17 protein-coding genes are annotated in these 13,972 nt (G+C 67.8%); 10 read left to right on the forward strand and 7 right to left on the reverse strand.

Features of this window, described 5'->3' with window-relative positions; translation table 11 throughout:
• Window positions 1-172 precede the first annotated feature (172 nt).
• The gene (locus tag ACUVYZ_RS00885) at window positions 173-1,117 is read right to left on the reverse strand and encodes a YecA family protein (protein WP_439932572.1); all 945 of its coding nucleotides are present in this window, start codon (window positions 1,115-1,117) and stop codon (window positions 173-175) included.
• A gap of 163 nt (window positions 1,118-1,280) precedes the next feature.
• On the opposite strand from ACUVYZ_RS00885, the gene ACUVYZ_RS00890 reads away from it, so the two are divergent.
• From ACUVYZ_RS00890 to ACUVYZ_RS00905, 4 genes are read left to right on the forward strand one after another with little or no spacing between them, the layout of a single operon-like run.
• A complete protein-coding gene (locus ACUVYZ_RS00890; RefSeq protein WP_439932573.1) occupies window positions 1,281-1,568 on the forward strand; it encodes a type II toxin-antitoxin system Phd/YefM family antitoxin in 288 nt (95 codons plus the stop codon).
• Between the two features lie 8 nt (window positions 1,569-1,576).
• A complete protein-coding gene (locus tag ACUVYZ_RS00895) occupies window positions 1,577-2,272 on the forward strand; it encodes a type II toxin-antitoxin system VapC family toxin (protein WP_439932778.1) in 696 nt (231 codons plus the stop codon).
• A 30-nt stretch (window positions 2,273-2,302) separates the two neighbouring features.
• A complete protein-coding gene (locus ACUVYZ_RS00900; protein WP_439932574.1) occupies window positions 2,303-2,587 on the forward strand; it encodes a type II toxin-antitoxin system Phd/YefM family antitoxin in 285 nt (94 codons plus the stop codon).
• Window positions 2,584-3,015: a type II toxin-antitoxin system VapC family toxin gene (locus tag ACUVYZ_RS00905; RefSeq protein ID WP_439932575.1), complete on the forward strand. Its 432-nt coding sequence runs from the start codon at window positions 2,584-2,586 to the stop codon at window positions 3,013-3,015. The genes ACUVYZ_RS00900 and ACUVYZ_RS00905 overlap by 4 nt, the downstream gene beginning before the upstream one ends.
• Before the next feature lie 116 nt (window positions 3,016-3,131).
• Here ACUVYZ_RS00905 and rmuC read toward each other — a convergent pair whose 3' ends face one another.
• The 4 genes from rmuC to ACUVYZ_RS00925 all read right to left on the reverse strand — a co-directional run bounded on the left by rmuC (window position 3,132) and on the right by ACUVYZ_RS00925 (window position 6,358).
• The gene (gene rmuC, locus ACUVYZ_RS00910; protein WP_439932576.1) at window positions 3,132-4,535 is read right to left on the reverse strand and encodes a DNA recombination protein RmuC; all 1,404 of its coding nucleotides are present in this window, start codon (window positions 4,533-4,535) and stop codon (window positions 3,132-3,134) included.
• 420 nt (window positions 4,536-4,955) lie between these two features.
• The gene (locus ACUVYZ_RS00915) at window positions 4,956-5,939 is read right to left on the reverse strand and encodes a helix-turn-helix transcriptional regulator (protein WP_439932577.1); all 984 of its coding nucleotides are present in this window, start codon (window positions 5,937-5,939) and stop codon (window positions 4,956-4,958) included.
• 18 nt (window positions 5,940-5,957) lie between these two features.
• Window positions 5,958-6,233: a cupin domain-containing protein gene (locus ACUVYZ_RS00920; RefSeq protein WP_439932578.1), complete on the reverse strand. Its 276-nt coding sequence runs from the start codon at window positions 6,231-6,233 to the stop codon at window positions 5,958-5,960.
• A 20-nt stretch (window positions 6,234-6,253) separates the two neighbouring features.
• A complete protein-coding gene (locus ACUVYZ_RS00925; RefSeq protein WP_333843740.1) occupies window positions 6,254-6,358 on the reverse strand; it encodes a 30S ribosomal protein THX in 105 nt (34 codons plus the stop codon).
• Window positions 6,359-6,447: 89 nt separating this feature from the next.
• Here ACUVYZ_RS00925 and ACUVYZ_RS00930 point away from each other — a divergent pair, with 89 nt between their 5' ends.
• From ACUVYZ_RS00930 to ACUVYZ_RS00955, 6 genes are all read left to right on the forward strand, one after another.
• Window positions 6,448-7,662: a bifunctional alpha/beta hydrolase/OsmC family protein gene (locus ACUVYZ_RS00930; protein WP_439932579.1), complete on the forward strand. Its 1,215-nt coding sequence runs from the start codon at window positions 6,448-6,450 to the stop codon at window positions 7,660-7,662.
• 436 nt (window positions 7,663-8,098) lie between these two features.
• Complete coding sequence (locus tag ACUVYZ_RS00935; protein WP_439932580.1) at window positions 8,099-8,866, forward strand: response regulator transcription factor; 768 nt, start codon at window positions 8,099-8,101, stop codon at window positions 8,864-8,866.
• 184 nt (window positions 8,867-9,050) lie between these two features.
• Window positions 9,051-10,172: an MlaE family ABC transporter permease gene (locus ACUVYZ_RS00940; RefSeq protein ID WP_439932581.1), complete on the forward strand. Its 1,122-nt coding sequence runs from the start codon at window positions 9,051-9,053 to the stop codon at window positions 10,170-10,172.
• Window positions 10,172-10,972: an ABC transporter ATP-binding protein gene (locus ACUVYZ_RS00945; protein WP_439932582.1), complete on the forward strand. Its 801-nt coding sequence runs from the start codon at window positions 10,172-10,174 to the stop codon at window positions 10,970-10,972. Before ACUVYZ_RS00940 ends, ACUVYZ_RS00945 begins: the two co-directional genes overlap by 1 nt.
• Window positions 10,973-10,980: 8 nt before the next feature.
• Window positions 10,981-11,943 (forward strand): MlaD family protein, encoded by a 963-nt coding sequence (locus tag ACUVYZ_RS00950; protein ID WP_439932583.1) that lies wholly within the window; start codon window positions 10,981-10,983, stop codon window positions 11,941-11,943.
• On the forward strand, window positions 11,940-12,557 hold the full coding sequence (locus ACUVYZ_RS00955; protein ID WP_439932584.1) for an ABC-type transport auxiliary lipoprotein family protein: 618 nt from the start codon (window positions 11,940-11,942) through the stop codon (window positions 12,555-12,557). Before ACUVYZ_RS00950 ends, ACUVYZ_RS00955 begins: the two co-directional genes overlap by 4 nt.
• 69 nt (window positions 12,558-12,626) lie before the next feature.
• Here the strand turns inward: ACUVYZ_RS00955 and ACUVYZ_RS00960 are convergent, their stop codons facing one another.
• Window positions 12,627-13,262 carry a hypothetical protein gene (locus ACUVYZ_RS00960; protein ID WP_439932585.1) on the reverse strand — a complete coding sequence of 212 codons (636 nt, stop codon included), beginning with the start codon at window positions 13,260-13,262 and terminating at the stop codon, window positions 12,627-12,629.
• A gap of 13 nt (window positions 13,263-13,275) precedes the next feature.
• Complete coding sequence (locus ACUVYZ_RS00965; RefSeq protein WP_439932586.1) at window positions 13,276-13,929, reverse strand: hypothetical protein; 654 nt, start codon at window positions 13,927-13,929, stop codon at window positions 13,276-13,278.
• Window positions 13,930-13,972 lie beyond the last annotated feature (43 nt).

A 13,972-nucleotide genomic window follows, 5' to 3' on the forward strand; every position in this document is an offset into this window, starting at 1 on the left:
GATCATCATCCGGGAGCGCGGTCGGCCGGTCTCGCGTCTTGGGCCCTTTCCGCAGGTCGGGGCAACATCGCTGGAGGGCGCGCGAGCACCCTTGCCTAAGGGACGCCGGAAGAAATCGTTGCAGCGCATCTCCTTTTTTCCTTCGACGAGAACTCAGGCCCGCGAGCCGGCTTTACGATTCTTCCTTGAGCAGGCAGCACTTCTTGTATTTTTTCCCGCTGCCGCAGGGGCAGGGGTCGTTGCGGCCGATCTTGGGACCTGGCCGCACATAGGGTTCCTCGACAGCGAAGTCATCTTCATCGCTCTCCTCGTCCCCGCGGTCCTCTTCCGCCCACCGCGCCTGGCGGCGCTCGATGGCCGTGGGCGCATAAAACGCCCAGGGATCGTCGAAGCGATCCCACTGGGGTTTCTCGTTCATGGCCGTGAAGGCTTGCCGCACGTCGTCTTGGGAGAAATGCACGCCCCATCCCGTCTGCCGCGCCGCCAGATCCTCGAGCAGTGCGCGATGGCGCTCGCGGGGAAAATCGAGCAGTTTGTTGCCGGCCGCGAGGCGCAACGTCCAATCCTCCGATTCGTCGACGGCGATGCCCGCCGCCCAGTCGAGCGCGGCTTCCAATGCGTCCGCGCTGCGCCGTTGGGCGAAGGCAATGATCGACTCGACCGCCTGGATGCGCATATACCAATCGACACCGCGCTCGAGGGCCAGCTCGCGAAGGGGCGCCTCCACCGCCTCGGGCTTGTTGCGGAAAAGCGCCGGCCAGTAGCCGGAGAGCCAGTCCTGAAGGTTCTCGTCTTGCGCCCGTTCCATGCGCCGCATGAAGGAGACGAGCAGTCTCCCCGCGGATTCGCTGGGGATGAGCCCCAGGATCATCACCGCGTGTAGTCTGAGCCACCATTGGCCGAGAGCGATTTGGTCGTTCCAGAACGCTTCCTGGTGTGCAAGAGCGGCGAGGCGATCTACCATCGCTTCGCCGCGGCGGGCGCATTCGTCGATGAGCGCGCGCGGGGCGCGGTCTTCGTCGGCGACGAGCAGGTGCAGCAGCTCGTCTTGGCCGAGCCGAGCCAGTTCCTCGGGAGCGTAGGCGGGCAAGGGCAGTGGGTTGGATGCAGCGTTCACTCAGTGGTTCTCCTTTCGCCGGCGGCTTCGGCTTCGTTTCGTAAGCGCCCACATCGTCCATCTTGCGGGTGTAGATCAGGGCCATTCGGATGCGTGCCACCGTCTCGTTGATATCGAGCCTTTGTGACTACAATGTGTCATGTAGTCACATCGGGAGGCAGCCGTGGAAGTCTCGGTGCGGGAACTCAAAAGCCGCCTGTCCGAATACCTGCGCCGGGCGGCGGCCGGCGAGGAGGTGATCGTGACCTCGCGGGGCAAGGCCGTGGCGCGCTTGAGCGCTCCGCGATCGGTACGACGGGACACGCCTTCCGAGGAGGAGGCAGTGGCCTTTCTGCGCAGCCAGTCCTGGATCCGGCCGGGAAAGGGCAAACCCCGCTTGCCAGAATATGTCGCGCGGCTCAAGCCCGGTGAGAAAACGCAGGCCGAGATCGTGGCCGAAGAGCGCGGATAATCCTTTATCTGGATACTTCCGCCCTGGTGAAATTGTTCGTTCCGGAGGTGTATTCCGAGGCGGTGCGCCGCGGCGTGCGGGCGGGCAGCGTCATTGCGACGCACTTGCTCGCCTACGCGGAGGCTTGTTGCGCTTTCGCGCGTCTGGCGGAGGCGCGAAAGGATGAATCGCTGTACCGGCGCTTGCGGCGTAGGCTCGATGCGCACTGGGCGGAGCGGGAAATTATCCAGGTCGAGGAGCATCCGGTTCGGCGCGCGGCGGATTTTTGCGCCCGGTACCGGTTGCGCGGCGACGACAGCATCCATCTCGCTGCTGCCGAAAGAGTCTGTAGCGCGACTCGCGGCCGTGCCGACTTCCGGTTTGGCGTGTTCGACGCCAGACTGGCGCGCGCCGCAGCCGAGCTGGGGTTGACTTTGCTCGAAGCTCGATCCCTGAGTCATGCCGATTCGGTCGGCGGGCAAGACGCGGTTCATTGCGGATCGTCGTTGGACACGCTGGACGAAAGGGGCGCCGCCCGCAGCGCCCGCGGGGCGCGCTCGACGGGCTCGATCGTCTCGATCTCGACGCCCTCCGGCGCGGCCTTGAGGTCCCGCAGGCGCCGGGCGGAGGCGAGCGCACGGAATTCGTACGGTGGGAAGGGCGCGAACCCGTTTTCGTGCTGTAAACCGTTTCTTGCGTGCCGCAACGTTTTGTGGCTACAATGAAAAAAGTTGTGGCCACATCGGGAAACTGTCATGGAAGTCTCGGTCCGCGAACTGAAAAACCGCTTGTCCGAGTATCTGCGCCGGGCTGCGGCGGGCGAGGAAGTGCTGATCAAGTCGCACGGCCGGTCGGTCGCGAGACTGGTTCCTGCGCCGACAGGCAGGGAGGACACGGAAGCCGCCGCGATTGCGCGTATCCGCGCGCTCCCGTTTGTGATTCCCGGCAAGGGCGGCAAGCCGGAAGGCGCGAAACGTCCCATCAAGATCAAGCCCGGTGAGAAAACCCTGGCGCAAATTGTGATTGAGGGCCGGGAGTGATCCTTTATCTGGATACGTCCGCCTTGGTCAAGCTCTACGTGCGAGAAGATGGCTCGTCCCTGGTCGGACACGCGGTAAGGCAAGCAAGCCTCACCGTCTGTCATCTGCTCGCCTATGTGGAACTCCGTGCGGCGTTTGCAAGAAAGCATCGGCTGCGGGAAATCAGCGAGCGGGAGCTCGCTGCCTGCAAGCGCGAATTGGAGCGAACTTGGCCGCGTTTTGAGCGGCTGCGCGCTGACGAAGCTCTGATCCGGCAGGCAGGAAACCTGGCGGAACGCTTCGGCTTGAAAGGCTACGACAGCGTGCATTTGGCCGCTGCCGAAGCGATTTTTCGCGCCGCAGGCCCCGCTGCGGAATTTCGCTTTGCCGCCTTCGACGGCGGCCTGACAAAGGCCGCTGTCAGGCTTGGCATGCAGCTTCTGACTTGAACCGAGCGGACCCGGACACTCCTCCTCGGCGATCCGGCGCGGGGGCGGGAACGGCTTGAGCCCGTGCAAAGCGGACTCGCCGCGCATTGCGCTTTTGAAGAATTGCGCGTCGTTCCTCATTCTTTCCCGTCCGAAGATATCGGTAAAAGCCCTGGCGCCTGCAGCGCCCGGGGGGCGCGCTCGATGGGCTCGATCGTCTCGATCTCCACGCCTTCCGGCGCGGCCTTGAGGTCGGCGAGGCGCCGCGCGGAAACCAGCACGCGCGTCTCCAGGGTGGCGGTGGCGCTGTTGTAGGCATCCACGGCCTTGCCCAGCCGGTCGCCGACGTTCGCCCAGTGCTCGGCGAGCTTGGCGATGCGCTCGTAAAGCTGCCGGCCGAGGTCGGCGACCACCTGGGCGTTCCTGGCGAGGGCCTCCTGGCGCCAGCCATAGGCCACGGCCCGCAGCAGGGCGATGAGGGTGGTGGGGGTGGCGGGGATCACGCGCTCGTTGACCCCGAACTCGATCAGCCCCGGGTCCTGCTGGAGGGCGGCGGAGAAGAACATCTCCCCCGGCAAGAACAGCACGACGAATTCGGGCGTGGGATCGAACTGCCCCCAGTAGGCCTTGCGACCGAGGGCGGTCATGTGGTCGCGCACCTGGCGGGCATGGTCGGCGAGGTACATTTGCCGGGTCTCGTCGTCCCCCGCCTCCACGGCCCGGAGATATGCCTCCACCGGCGCTTTCGAGTCCACCACGATTTGCTTCCCGCCGGGGAGCCGCACGATCAGGTCTGGGCGCAGGTGCCCCTCTTCGGTCGCGCGGGATTCCTGCTCCACGAAGTCGCAGTATTCCAGCATCCCGGCCATCTCGACCACGCGCTTGAGCTGTATCTCGCCCCAGCGACCCCGCACCGTGGGCTGGCGCAGCGCCTTCACGAGATTAGCCGTTTCGTTGCGCAGCATGGGGAGATGCGTGTCCACCAGGCTCTTCAACTGCTCGCTCAGCGCGGCGTAGGCGGATACCCGCGCCTTTTCCAACTCCCCCAGCTTGCCGTCGACTTTCTCCAGCGATTCGCGGATTGGCTTGACCAGCTCGTCCACCGCCTTCCGGCGCGCTTCCAGGTCGCCTCTCGCGCCTTCCTGGAACTTTTCCAGGGTGGCCTTGGCGAGATCGAGGAAGGACTGGTTGTTGCTCTGGAGCGCTTCGGCGGAGAGGGCCTTGAAGGCGTCGGAGAGGGCGGTTCGGGCTTCCTCCAGAAGCCTGAGTTTTTCTTCGGCCGCCCGGCGCTCGGCGGCGAGCCGCTCTTCGGCCGCCACCCGCCGCTCGGACTCTTCCCGCAACGCTTGCGCCGAGCGCGCCTGCTCGGCCCTGAGCGCTTCGATCTCGCGGGTCCTCTCCGCGAGCTGCTGCTCCGCGGATGCCAGGCGCGCTTCCAGAGCCGCAGCCGCGGTCTTTGCCAGCAGGCCGCGAACCCACCAGGCGGCGAGCCCTCCGGCGATCAGGAAGATCAGGGCGATCCATTCAGCGGACACGGGCATTCTCTTTGCAAGAATTTGTCATGACGGCCTTGGCTGCCAGCAGGTCACACGGCAATCCTACCGGTTCTCACGATCAAAACGCGATAGCGGCCGCCCAGGTCGAAGGAAATTTTCCTCTATTCAGACGGCGGGGAAGGGGCAACGCAAGCTTGCGAGGGTCCCAAGCGACGGCAGGGGCAAACAGGGGCGCCTTTTTCTATGGGCGTATCCCTGCCAGCCTTCGAGCGGGCGTCCGGCTGAGACAGCCGTTCAGCCACGTCTTGCATTTCCTCCAGGGCCAGGATGATGCGCTCCAGGAGCAGGGCGGCCCAGCGCCGGAGTTGCTCCCGGCGCGCCCCTTCCCAGGTCGTCAGCCTCCAGTCCACGCCGTCTTCCGGTCGCTCGGTTTCCGCCATCGCCTTACAACCTCGTGCGTCCGGATTACATGGAGTTCAGTGCGGCGTACTGGGCCAGCGCCTTTTTCAGGCGCTCCACCACCAGGTCGCGCAGACTTTCGGGAGCGACCACTTCCACATCCGGCCCGTAGCGCAGGATGTCCATCGCGAGTTCGGTGGGGTCTCGGAAGGGGATTTGCAGCTCGTAGCGGCCGTCCGTCAGGAACTGGCCCTGCTGCTTGGGATGCCAGCGCTCGTCGGCCACCCACCGGGCCCGCTCGGGGGAGAAGCGCAGCACGGCCACCTGGTTCGCTCGCCCTGCGAAGATGCCGTAGCTCGAGGCGAGGTGCTCGTCGAGGCGCTCGTCGGGGATCTCTTCGGCCGGCTGGTCCAGCTCCTCGGCCCGGCGCACCCGGTCCACCGAGAAGCTTCTGAGCGCCCGGCGGGTGTGGCACCAGGCGTCCAGGTACCAGTTATCCCGGTAGCGGGTAAGGCGCTGGGGCGAGACGGTGCGCTCGGAGACCTCGTCCTTGGAGCGGGCGTGGTAGCGCAAGCGCAGCCGCCGGCGCTGGAGCGTGGCGCTGGCGAGCACGTGGAACCACTCGCCCGCGGGTCGGGCCGCCATGCCGAGGAGCCGGATGCGGCGGCCGACCTCGGTGAGCCCGAGGCGCTGGTGGCGGATGAGCGCCGTGATGCGCTCCTTGAGGGGCGTGAGGTGGTCCCCAAGAAGGCCGGGCTCCAGGGACTCGAAAAGCTGCTCGAAGACGAGCAGGGCTTGAAGCTCCCGGGCGTTGAACCACAGTCCCGGCAGCTCGTAGGCGGCCCCGTCCCCGTCCCGCCGGTAGGCATAGCCCCCCGCCTCCTTGTCGTGCTCGATGGGGGCGCCCAGGTAGTCCTTCATCTCCCGCAGCAGCCGGTAGACCGTGGGTTCGGAGCACTCCAGCCGGTCTGTCAGCTCGGCGAGGGATACCGGGCTGCGGCGCCCTTGCAGGATGCGGTGGAGCTGATAGATGCGGTCGAATTTGTCCACGGGCCGGCGGGGCGTTTTTCAGCGGCGCCGGTAGCCGTAGAACCAGCGGTTCTCGCCGGCCCCGGGGTTTCTCACGCTATGGCGCGCGCCGGCGGGTATCAGGACCTCCTCGCCCGGGCGCAGTCGCAGGGTCTTACCCTGGAATGCGAGCTCCAGCTCGCCCGCGTCCAGCATGACCAGCTCGTCCACGTCGTGGACGAAGTCGATCCACTGCCGCCCCGGCGGATCGGTCCAGATGTCGCAGGAAAAGCCCCGCGCCGACCAGTCGGCCTTGACCCTCGCGTAGTCGGGCATGGGACTGCCGCGGAAGGAATTTATTTGCCCTTGGGGGCCGGCTGCTTCTTTTTACGGGGGCGGGTGACGCCGTAGGAACCATTGTAGATCTTGCCTCGGCGCGTGCGGCGATCGCCTTTGCCCATCGTTGACCCTCCTTCGTGTCAAGAGTAAAAAGCGGTCCTATTCTAACGAGAATCCCGCAGACCTGAAGCCCACGTCCGGAGAACTTCCCATGCAGCCGATCCACTTTCCCGGCGCCCTCGGGGAACCCCTGGCCGCCCGCCTCGACCTGCCGGCGGGCGAGGTGATCGCCTATGCCCTTTTTGCCCACTGCTTCACCTGCTCCAAGGACAGCCTGGCCGCCGCCCGGGTGAGCGCCGAGCTCAAGGCCCAGGGGATCGCCGTGCTGCGCTTCGACTTCACCGGGTTGGGGGGCAGCCAGGGGGACTTCGCCAACACCGGCTTCTCCTCCAACGTGGCGGACGTGGTGGCCGCGGCGGCCTACCTGCGCCGGGAGCATGAAGCCCCCCGGCTGCTCATCGGCCACAGCCTGGGGGGCGCCGCGGTGCTGGCCGCAGCCCGGGAAATCCCGGAAGCGGCGGCGCTGGTCACCATCGGCGCGCCGGCGGAGCCGGCCCACGTGGCCCGGCTGCTCGCCCCGGCCCGGGCGGAGATCGAGGCCCGGGGCGAGGCGGAGGTGGAGCTCGCCGGGCGCCGCTTTCGCATCCGGCGGGAATTCCTGGACGATCTCGCCCGGGCGAACATCCTGAAGAGCCTCGGTAACCTGCGCAAGGCGCTCCTCGTCATGCACTCGCCCCGGGACACGGTGGTGGACATCGAGAACGCCGCCCGCCTGTTTATGGCTGCTAAGCATCCCAAGAGCTTCGTCTCCCTGGATGAGGCCGATCACCTGATCACGCACCGGGAGGACGCCGCTTACGTGGCACGGGTCCTCGCCGCCTGGGCGAGCCGGTATTTGGGGCGAGGTGAAAGTCGTCAGGAGACCTCGCCGGCGTGCCCCGAGGGGGTGGTGCGGGTCGAAGAGGAGGGCAGCGGGAAATACGCCCAGACGATCTGCGCCGGACGCCATCGGCTGCGGGCCGACGAGCCGCAATCCTACGGCGGCACCGACACGGGTCCCTCGCCCTACCAGTTACTCCTGGCGAGCCTCGGCGCCTGCACTTCCATGACCCTGCGCATGTACGCCGACCAGAAGGGCTGGCCCCTGGAGCGGGTGGCGGTGGAGCTTAAGCACGAGAAGATCCACGCGGCCGATTGCGAAACGTGCGAAACCAAGGAGGGCAGGGTGGACCGCATCGAGCGGGTGATCGAGCTCGAGGGCGCCCTCGACGAGGCCCAGCGCGGGCGGTTGCTGGAGATCGCTAACAAGTGCCCGGTGCACCGCACCCTGCATTCCGAAGTGACGATCCCCACCCGTTTGAAATAGGCCCGTCAAGGGCATCGCCGTGGATTCTCCCAGCCCGGCGCCAGTTGCGGGTGGTCGTGGGAGGCGACCGGAGGGCGGACGAGCGCACGCAGAGGCTTCCCTGGCCGTCCGGGATCGAGCCCACGATAGGACCGCCTAACCTGTCGAAGGCGGCGACAGGGCCGACGGCTTCCCGTCGAAGGCGCCCGTTTTCCCTGTTTTCCCTTGTGGGCTCAAGACTTGCCGAGTCGCCGCCGGGGCTGGCCGGGCCGGTTTCCCACCTTTCTTAAACAGGCAGGCGTTCCCTCCCCTCTCACATCTTCATGAATTATAAAAATTTTCCTTGTCCTGGCCGGCAAGCCAGGGTGCTGGCACAGCCCTTGCACTTAATCCGGTGCAAAAAAATTCAATCCAAAGGACGAGGCGGACCAGTTAGGAAGAGAAGGGAGGTATCCAATTGCGTATCGCCATTTTGGTCTACGACCGCGAGCAGGCCGAGCAGCTCAAGCAGAGCCTGCAGAAAGCCGGGCACGATTGCCACGTGTTCGGCGGCGGCCGCCAATTCCTCGTCACCGCTGGCCGCGAGAGCTTCGACGTGCTGCTGGTGGATTGGGAATTGACCGACATGACCGGGGTGGATGTGCTGCGCGCGGTGCGTCGCGGCTCGTCCTGCGACATGCCGGTGATCTTCGTGAGCCATCGCAACGCCGAGCGGGACGTGGCGGACGCCCTGAACGCCGGGGGCGACGACTACATCGTGCCCCCGGTGCGGCCGCTGGAGTTCGCCGCCCGGTTGAACGCCGTCTGGCGGCGGGCTAACCCGCGCATCGAGGCCCGGATCCTGGAGTTCCCGCCCTACGTGCTGGACCTGAACGAGCGGGAGGTGACCCTGCACGGCCGGCGCGTGGAGCTGACCCAGAAGGAGTTCGACCTGGCCGCGTTCCTGTTCCGCAACATGGGGCGCTTGCTCTCCCGGGGGCACCTCCTGGAAGCGGTGTGGGGCAAGAGCGTGGATGTGCCCACCCGGACCCTGGACACCCACGTGAGCCACCTGCGCAGCAAGCTGGGCCTGCGTCCCGAGAACGGCTATCGCCTCACCACCGTGTACAACTTCGGCTACCGGCTGGAAACCGCGCGTATCCCGGATCCAAGCGTCAAGGAGTTACCCCAGCGGTCCACCGGGACGGGGATCGCCCGGGATGCGGCGCGGGCCAACGCGGGATAAAGCGCCCGCCGTGGCCTGAACTTTTCCCTGGGACGTCGAGCTTGAGCGGGTTTCGGCCCGCTCTTTTTTTCTGGGGGCGAGGAATAGGCGGCGCGGGAGCCGCTGGCTCCCGCGGGGCGACAAACGGGGAGGAACCGGGCTAAACTAGCCGGCGTTTTTTCGGACCGGTGACCGGCGCCCAGTCATGACCGACGGCAGCCCGTGGTTGCGCCTCGAGCCCGGCGAGGGCGGCGCGACGCTGCACCTGATGGGCGCGTGGCGGCTGCCCCAGCTCTCCCGCATCGCGCCCGCGCTGGACCAGGTGGCAGCCCTGCCCCTCGCCGCCCTGGACGGCAGCCGCCTGGAGGCCCTGGACACCTCCGGCGCAGCGGTGATCTGGCAGTTTCTGGCCGCCCGCGGCCTCGATCGGGAGCGCATCGAGCTCAAGCGCTTCGCTCCCCGGCACCTGAGCGTCATGACGTTGGTATCGGAACGGCTCGAGCAAAGCGCCGCCTGCCCGCCTACGACCCACCTGGGGCCGGTGGAGAAGATCGGCCGCGCCGCCCTGGACCTGTACGAGGCCTTGCGGGGCATGACCGCGTTCCTGGGCCAGGTGGCGGCAGAGTTCGCCCGGGTGGCGGCGAAACCCCGCGCGTTCCGCGCTCGCGAGACGGTGTCCCATCTGGAGACCGTGGGGGTGGACGCCATCCCCATCGTGGCCATGGTCACTTTCCTGATCGGCGTGGTGTTCGCCTATCTCCTGGGCATCGTGATCGAGCGCTTCGGCGTCAACATCTTCGTGGTGGACGGGGTGGGGCTCGCCATGTCCCGGGAGCTCTCCCCCATCATCGTCGCCATCATCCTGGCCGGGCGCACCGGCGCCTCCTTCTGCGCCCAGCTCGGCACCATGAAGGTGACCGAGGAGATCGACGCCATCCGCACCCTGGGACTTTCCCCCATCCAAGTGCTGGTCATCCCCCGGCTCGTCGCCATCGTGGTGGCCTTGCCCCTGCTCACCTTTCTGGGCGACGTGATGGGCATCTTGGGCGGCATGCTGATCGCCGACTTGCGGCTCGGCATCTCTGTGCCTACCTTCCTCGACCGCCTGCAGAGTGTGCTCGCCGTGAAGCACGTGTGGGTAGGGCTCGCCAAGGCGCCGGTGTTCGCTCTGTTCATCGCCCTGATCGGCTGCCGCATGGGGATGGCGGTCAAGCGCGACGCCCGCAGCGTCGGCGCGGCCACCACCTCTACGGTGGTGCAGTGCGTCGTCTCGGTGATCCTGCTGGATGCCGGGTTCGCGGTGCTGTTCGTGGAGCTGGGCATCTGATGATCCCTTCGGCCGCCGTCCTGCAGGAGACGCCGGCCGCCCCGCCCGGGGCGGAGGCGGTGGTGGAGGTGGAAGACCTGGTCACCCGGTTCGGCGCGGCCACGGTGCACGACGGGGTGTCGTTCCAGGTGCGGCGGGGGGAGCTCGCGGCCCTGATCGGCGCCAGCGGCTCCGGCAAATCGGTGCTGGTGCGGGAGATCATCGGCCTGCTCAAACCCGCCGCGGGGCGGGTGCGGCTGCTGGGCACCGAGGTCTGGAGCGCCTCCGAGCGGGAGCTGGAAGAGACGCGCCGTCGTTTCGGGATGCTATTCCAGGACGGGGCCCTGTTCTCCTCCCTCTCGGTCGCGGAGAATATCGCGGTGCCGATCAAGGAACACACCGACATTCCGGACGCCCTGATCGAGCCGTTGGTGCGCATCAAGCTGGCGATGGCGGGGCTGCCCAGCTCGGCGGCAGCCAAGATGCCGAGCGAGCTCTCGGGCGGCATGCGCAAGCGGGCGGCCCTCGCCCGGGCCCTGGCCCTGGATCCGGAGATCCTGTTCCTGGATGAGCCGACCTCGGGGCTGGATCCCGTCACCGCCCGGGGTTTCGATCGGCTGATCCAGTTCCTCAACCGGAACCTGGGGATCACGGTGCTCCTCGTCACCCACGACCTGGACACCCTGTTCGGCATCGCCCGGCGGGTGCTGGTCCTGGGGGACGGAAAGCTCCTGGCGGACGGGCCGGTGGAGGAAGTCGCCCGGGTGGACGATCCCTGGGTGCGGGAGTACTTTCACTCCCGACAGGACTTGATGCGCTGAGAAGATCCATGGAACCCCAAGCCCGCTACGCCCTCGTCGGCATCGTGATCCTGGTCCTGGCGGCCGCCCTGGTGGTCTTCATTCTCTGGCTCAACCGGGCCGGGCTGGAGCGGGACACCAAGCCGTTCCTCGTCTTTTTCCGCCACCAATCCCTGGACGGTCTGCAGGTCAACAGCGACGTGAAGATGAGGGGCATCAAGGTGGGATACGTGGCGAGGTATCAGATCGAAGAGGGGGACGTGAACGCGGTGCGGGTGGTGATCCGCGTCGCCGCGGACACGCCGGTGCGCAAGAGCACCCAGGCCACCATCGTGCGCAACCTGGTGACCGGGCTGGCGGCCATCCATCTCATCAACACCGATGAGAAGAGCCCGCCCAACACCGAGCCGCCCCCGGGCTTGCCGTACCCGGTGATCGCCGAGGCCGAGGGCACCCAGGAAGTGACCGACGCCCTGAGCCGTTTCGCCGAAGAGGGGGTCAAGACCCTGGAGCAACTGCAGCTCGTGCTCACCGACGACAACGTCGCCCGGATCCGGGGCACTTTGTCCAACCTGGAGAACCTCACCCTGCAGCTCGAGCAGCAGGCCCCGGCCCTGCGGGAAGCCCTCCTCGCCGTGACCCAGGCCGCCGGAGAACTCACCGCCGCCGGCGCCACGGTCAGCCGGGCGGCCAAGGGGCTGGATCACCACGTGGGCGAAATTGCCCAGGGAACGAAGGAGGCCCTGGCCGAGGCGAGGCAAACCCTGGCCGAGGCGCGGAAGCGCCTGGTTTCCCTGGAGCGGGACCTCGGGGCGGTGGCGGGCCATCTGGAGCGCCTCTCCGACACCGGGAACCTGGAGTTGCAGGCGACCGCCCGGGAGCTGCGGGCGGCCGCGGATTCCCTTTCCCGCACCGCGCGGCGGCTGGAAGACCCCCGCGCGGTGCTGTTCGGCCCCCACGCGGGCGAGCTGGGGCCGGGGGAGAAGCGATGAGGCGAACCCCAAGGGCGGGGGCGGCGCTCGCCGGGCTTGCCCTGCTCCTCATGCTTTCGGCATGCATGACGCTGCGGGAGCAGCCCGCCGTCTATTACGTCCTGGGGGACGGGGCTTCCCCTTCCGCCTCGCTGGCGCGGGCGCAAGGGGCGTCCCCCCGGCTGCTGGTGGCCCCCACCGAAGTGAAGAGCTTCTACGACACCGCGTCCATCGCCTTCAGCCGGGCCCCCGGCACCCGGGGCTACTACCAGTATGCCTTCTGGACCGAGCGGCCCGGGCAGGCGTTCACGCGGCTTCTGGCGGCGCGGTTGGAAGCGGCGGGGGCCTTCTCCAGCGTGGCGCTCAGCACTTCGGGCGTGGACGGGGAGCTGATGCTCAACACCACGCTCACCGAGCTCTACCACGACGCCGCCGGCGCGCCCGGCGTGGCCCGGGTGCGCCTGACCGCCGAGCTGGTGGACCGGCGCAGCCGGCGGCTGCTGGCCCGCAGGACCTTCGACCAAGCCGCGCCGGCGGCGAGCTACGACGCGCCGGGGGCGGTCGCGGGCTTCCAGCGGGCGATCGCCGCGCTGCTGGACGACCTGAGCCGGTGGGTGCAGGAAAAAGCCCGGTGACGGGCCTCCGGGGGACAGGACCGGGAACCCGACGGGGAACGCTCCGGCGCCCGCGTTTCAATGACGAAATCATCGCGACGCCGGTTGAGCTTCGCGCACCAGCAGCCCGCTCGCGGATACCTTGATCTCGAACTCGGCCGGGCGGCTCACCGTCACGAAGGTGGCCGAGCCGTATTCCGCGTCCACCAGGGGAGCGAGGAGGGCGTAGCGCCGGCGCAAGAGGAACAGGTCTACCGGCTTGTCCTCGGCCAGGGAATAGACGGTGCGCGGGGCGGTGCGCTCCTGCTCCAGGACAGCGTAGCGCCCGGCGATGCGGGAAAGCTCGTAGGCGGTGTGCAGCCCGAGCAGATTGGCGACGGGCTTCCACTTGAGGATGTGGGCGTCCACGTAGACCTCGTCGCCGGCGAGCTGGAAGGTGTGCTCCTTCCCATCGGGGAGCCGCACCCGCGCCTCGAATCGCTGGGGCCCGATGGGCGTGACCGAGATCCACGCCGCGGTTTCTTCCCGGACGAGGGCCTGGTAGCCCAGGGTGGCGACGGCGAGGGTTGCGAACAGCGCCCCAATTGCCAAGGCGAGCAAGGCGGAAGCGATCCACGACAGGGAGGCGAGGGGGCGACGGCGCAACGCCGCCCGCAGGCCGCCTGCAAACGCCACGAGCCCGAGGGCGGCGGAAGCTGCCGCGATGGCGTAGACGGTGCTCGTCATGGGGCCTGGGCGCTCAGGTGGCGAACCGGCGCTCGAACTCGGCGCGCACCTCGCTGCGGCGGCGGGGCCAGGCGGCCTCCGCCGCGGGGTTCGCAGGCGAGGCGCCGCAGATCCAGGCCGCCCGGGGACGGCTGCGGTGCGCCTCTTCGTAGTCGAGGGCCCATTGCACCAGCCGCACCCGACGCCCCGGGTCCTGGCGCAACAACTCGAACGCAGCGCCGAGGTTGAGGCGGGACTCGAGCTGTTCGACCGCCCCCATCGCCTCAGGGGACCCGCAACGGGCCGCGTCGACCCGTCCCACCAGGGCAGCGGCGGAGACGAACTCCAGCGCCCGGTCCCGCCAGCCTGCCTTTTCCGCGTACAGCCCCATGAAGTAGAGGGCCGGAATCGCCCCCTGGTGGGCCCGCTGCTCGAGCCAGAACACAGTGAGTTCTGCATCCTCCGCGCTCGCCCGATCCAGGCCCTGGGCCAGGGCCCGGGCGAGGGTCGCCGGGTCGCTCTCCCGCTCGACCTGGGCTAAAGCTTGCACGAAGGCGGAAGCTTCCACCCCGCGCTGGTAGCTGGAATAGATCCAGTAGCCCACCCCCATCATGAGGGCGGCGAAGACGGCGAGCCCGAGGGCGAGATGGAGGAAGAATTTCAGGAAACGCTGGCCGAGGGTCGTCACTGGGGTTCCGCTGCAATGGGGTGCTTACCTGTTCTTCGCGCCG

It is taken from the genome of Pelomicrobium sp. P1 (genome assembly GCF_052805615.1).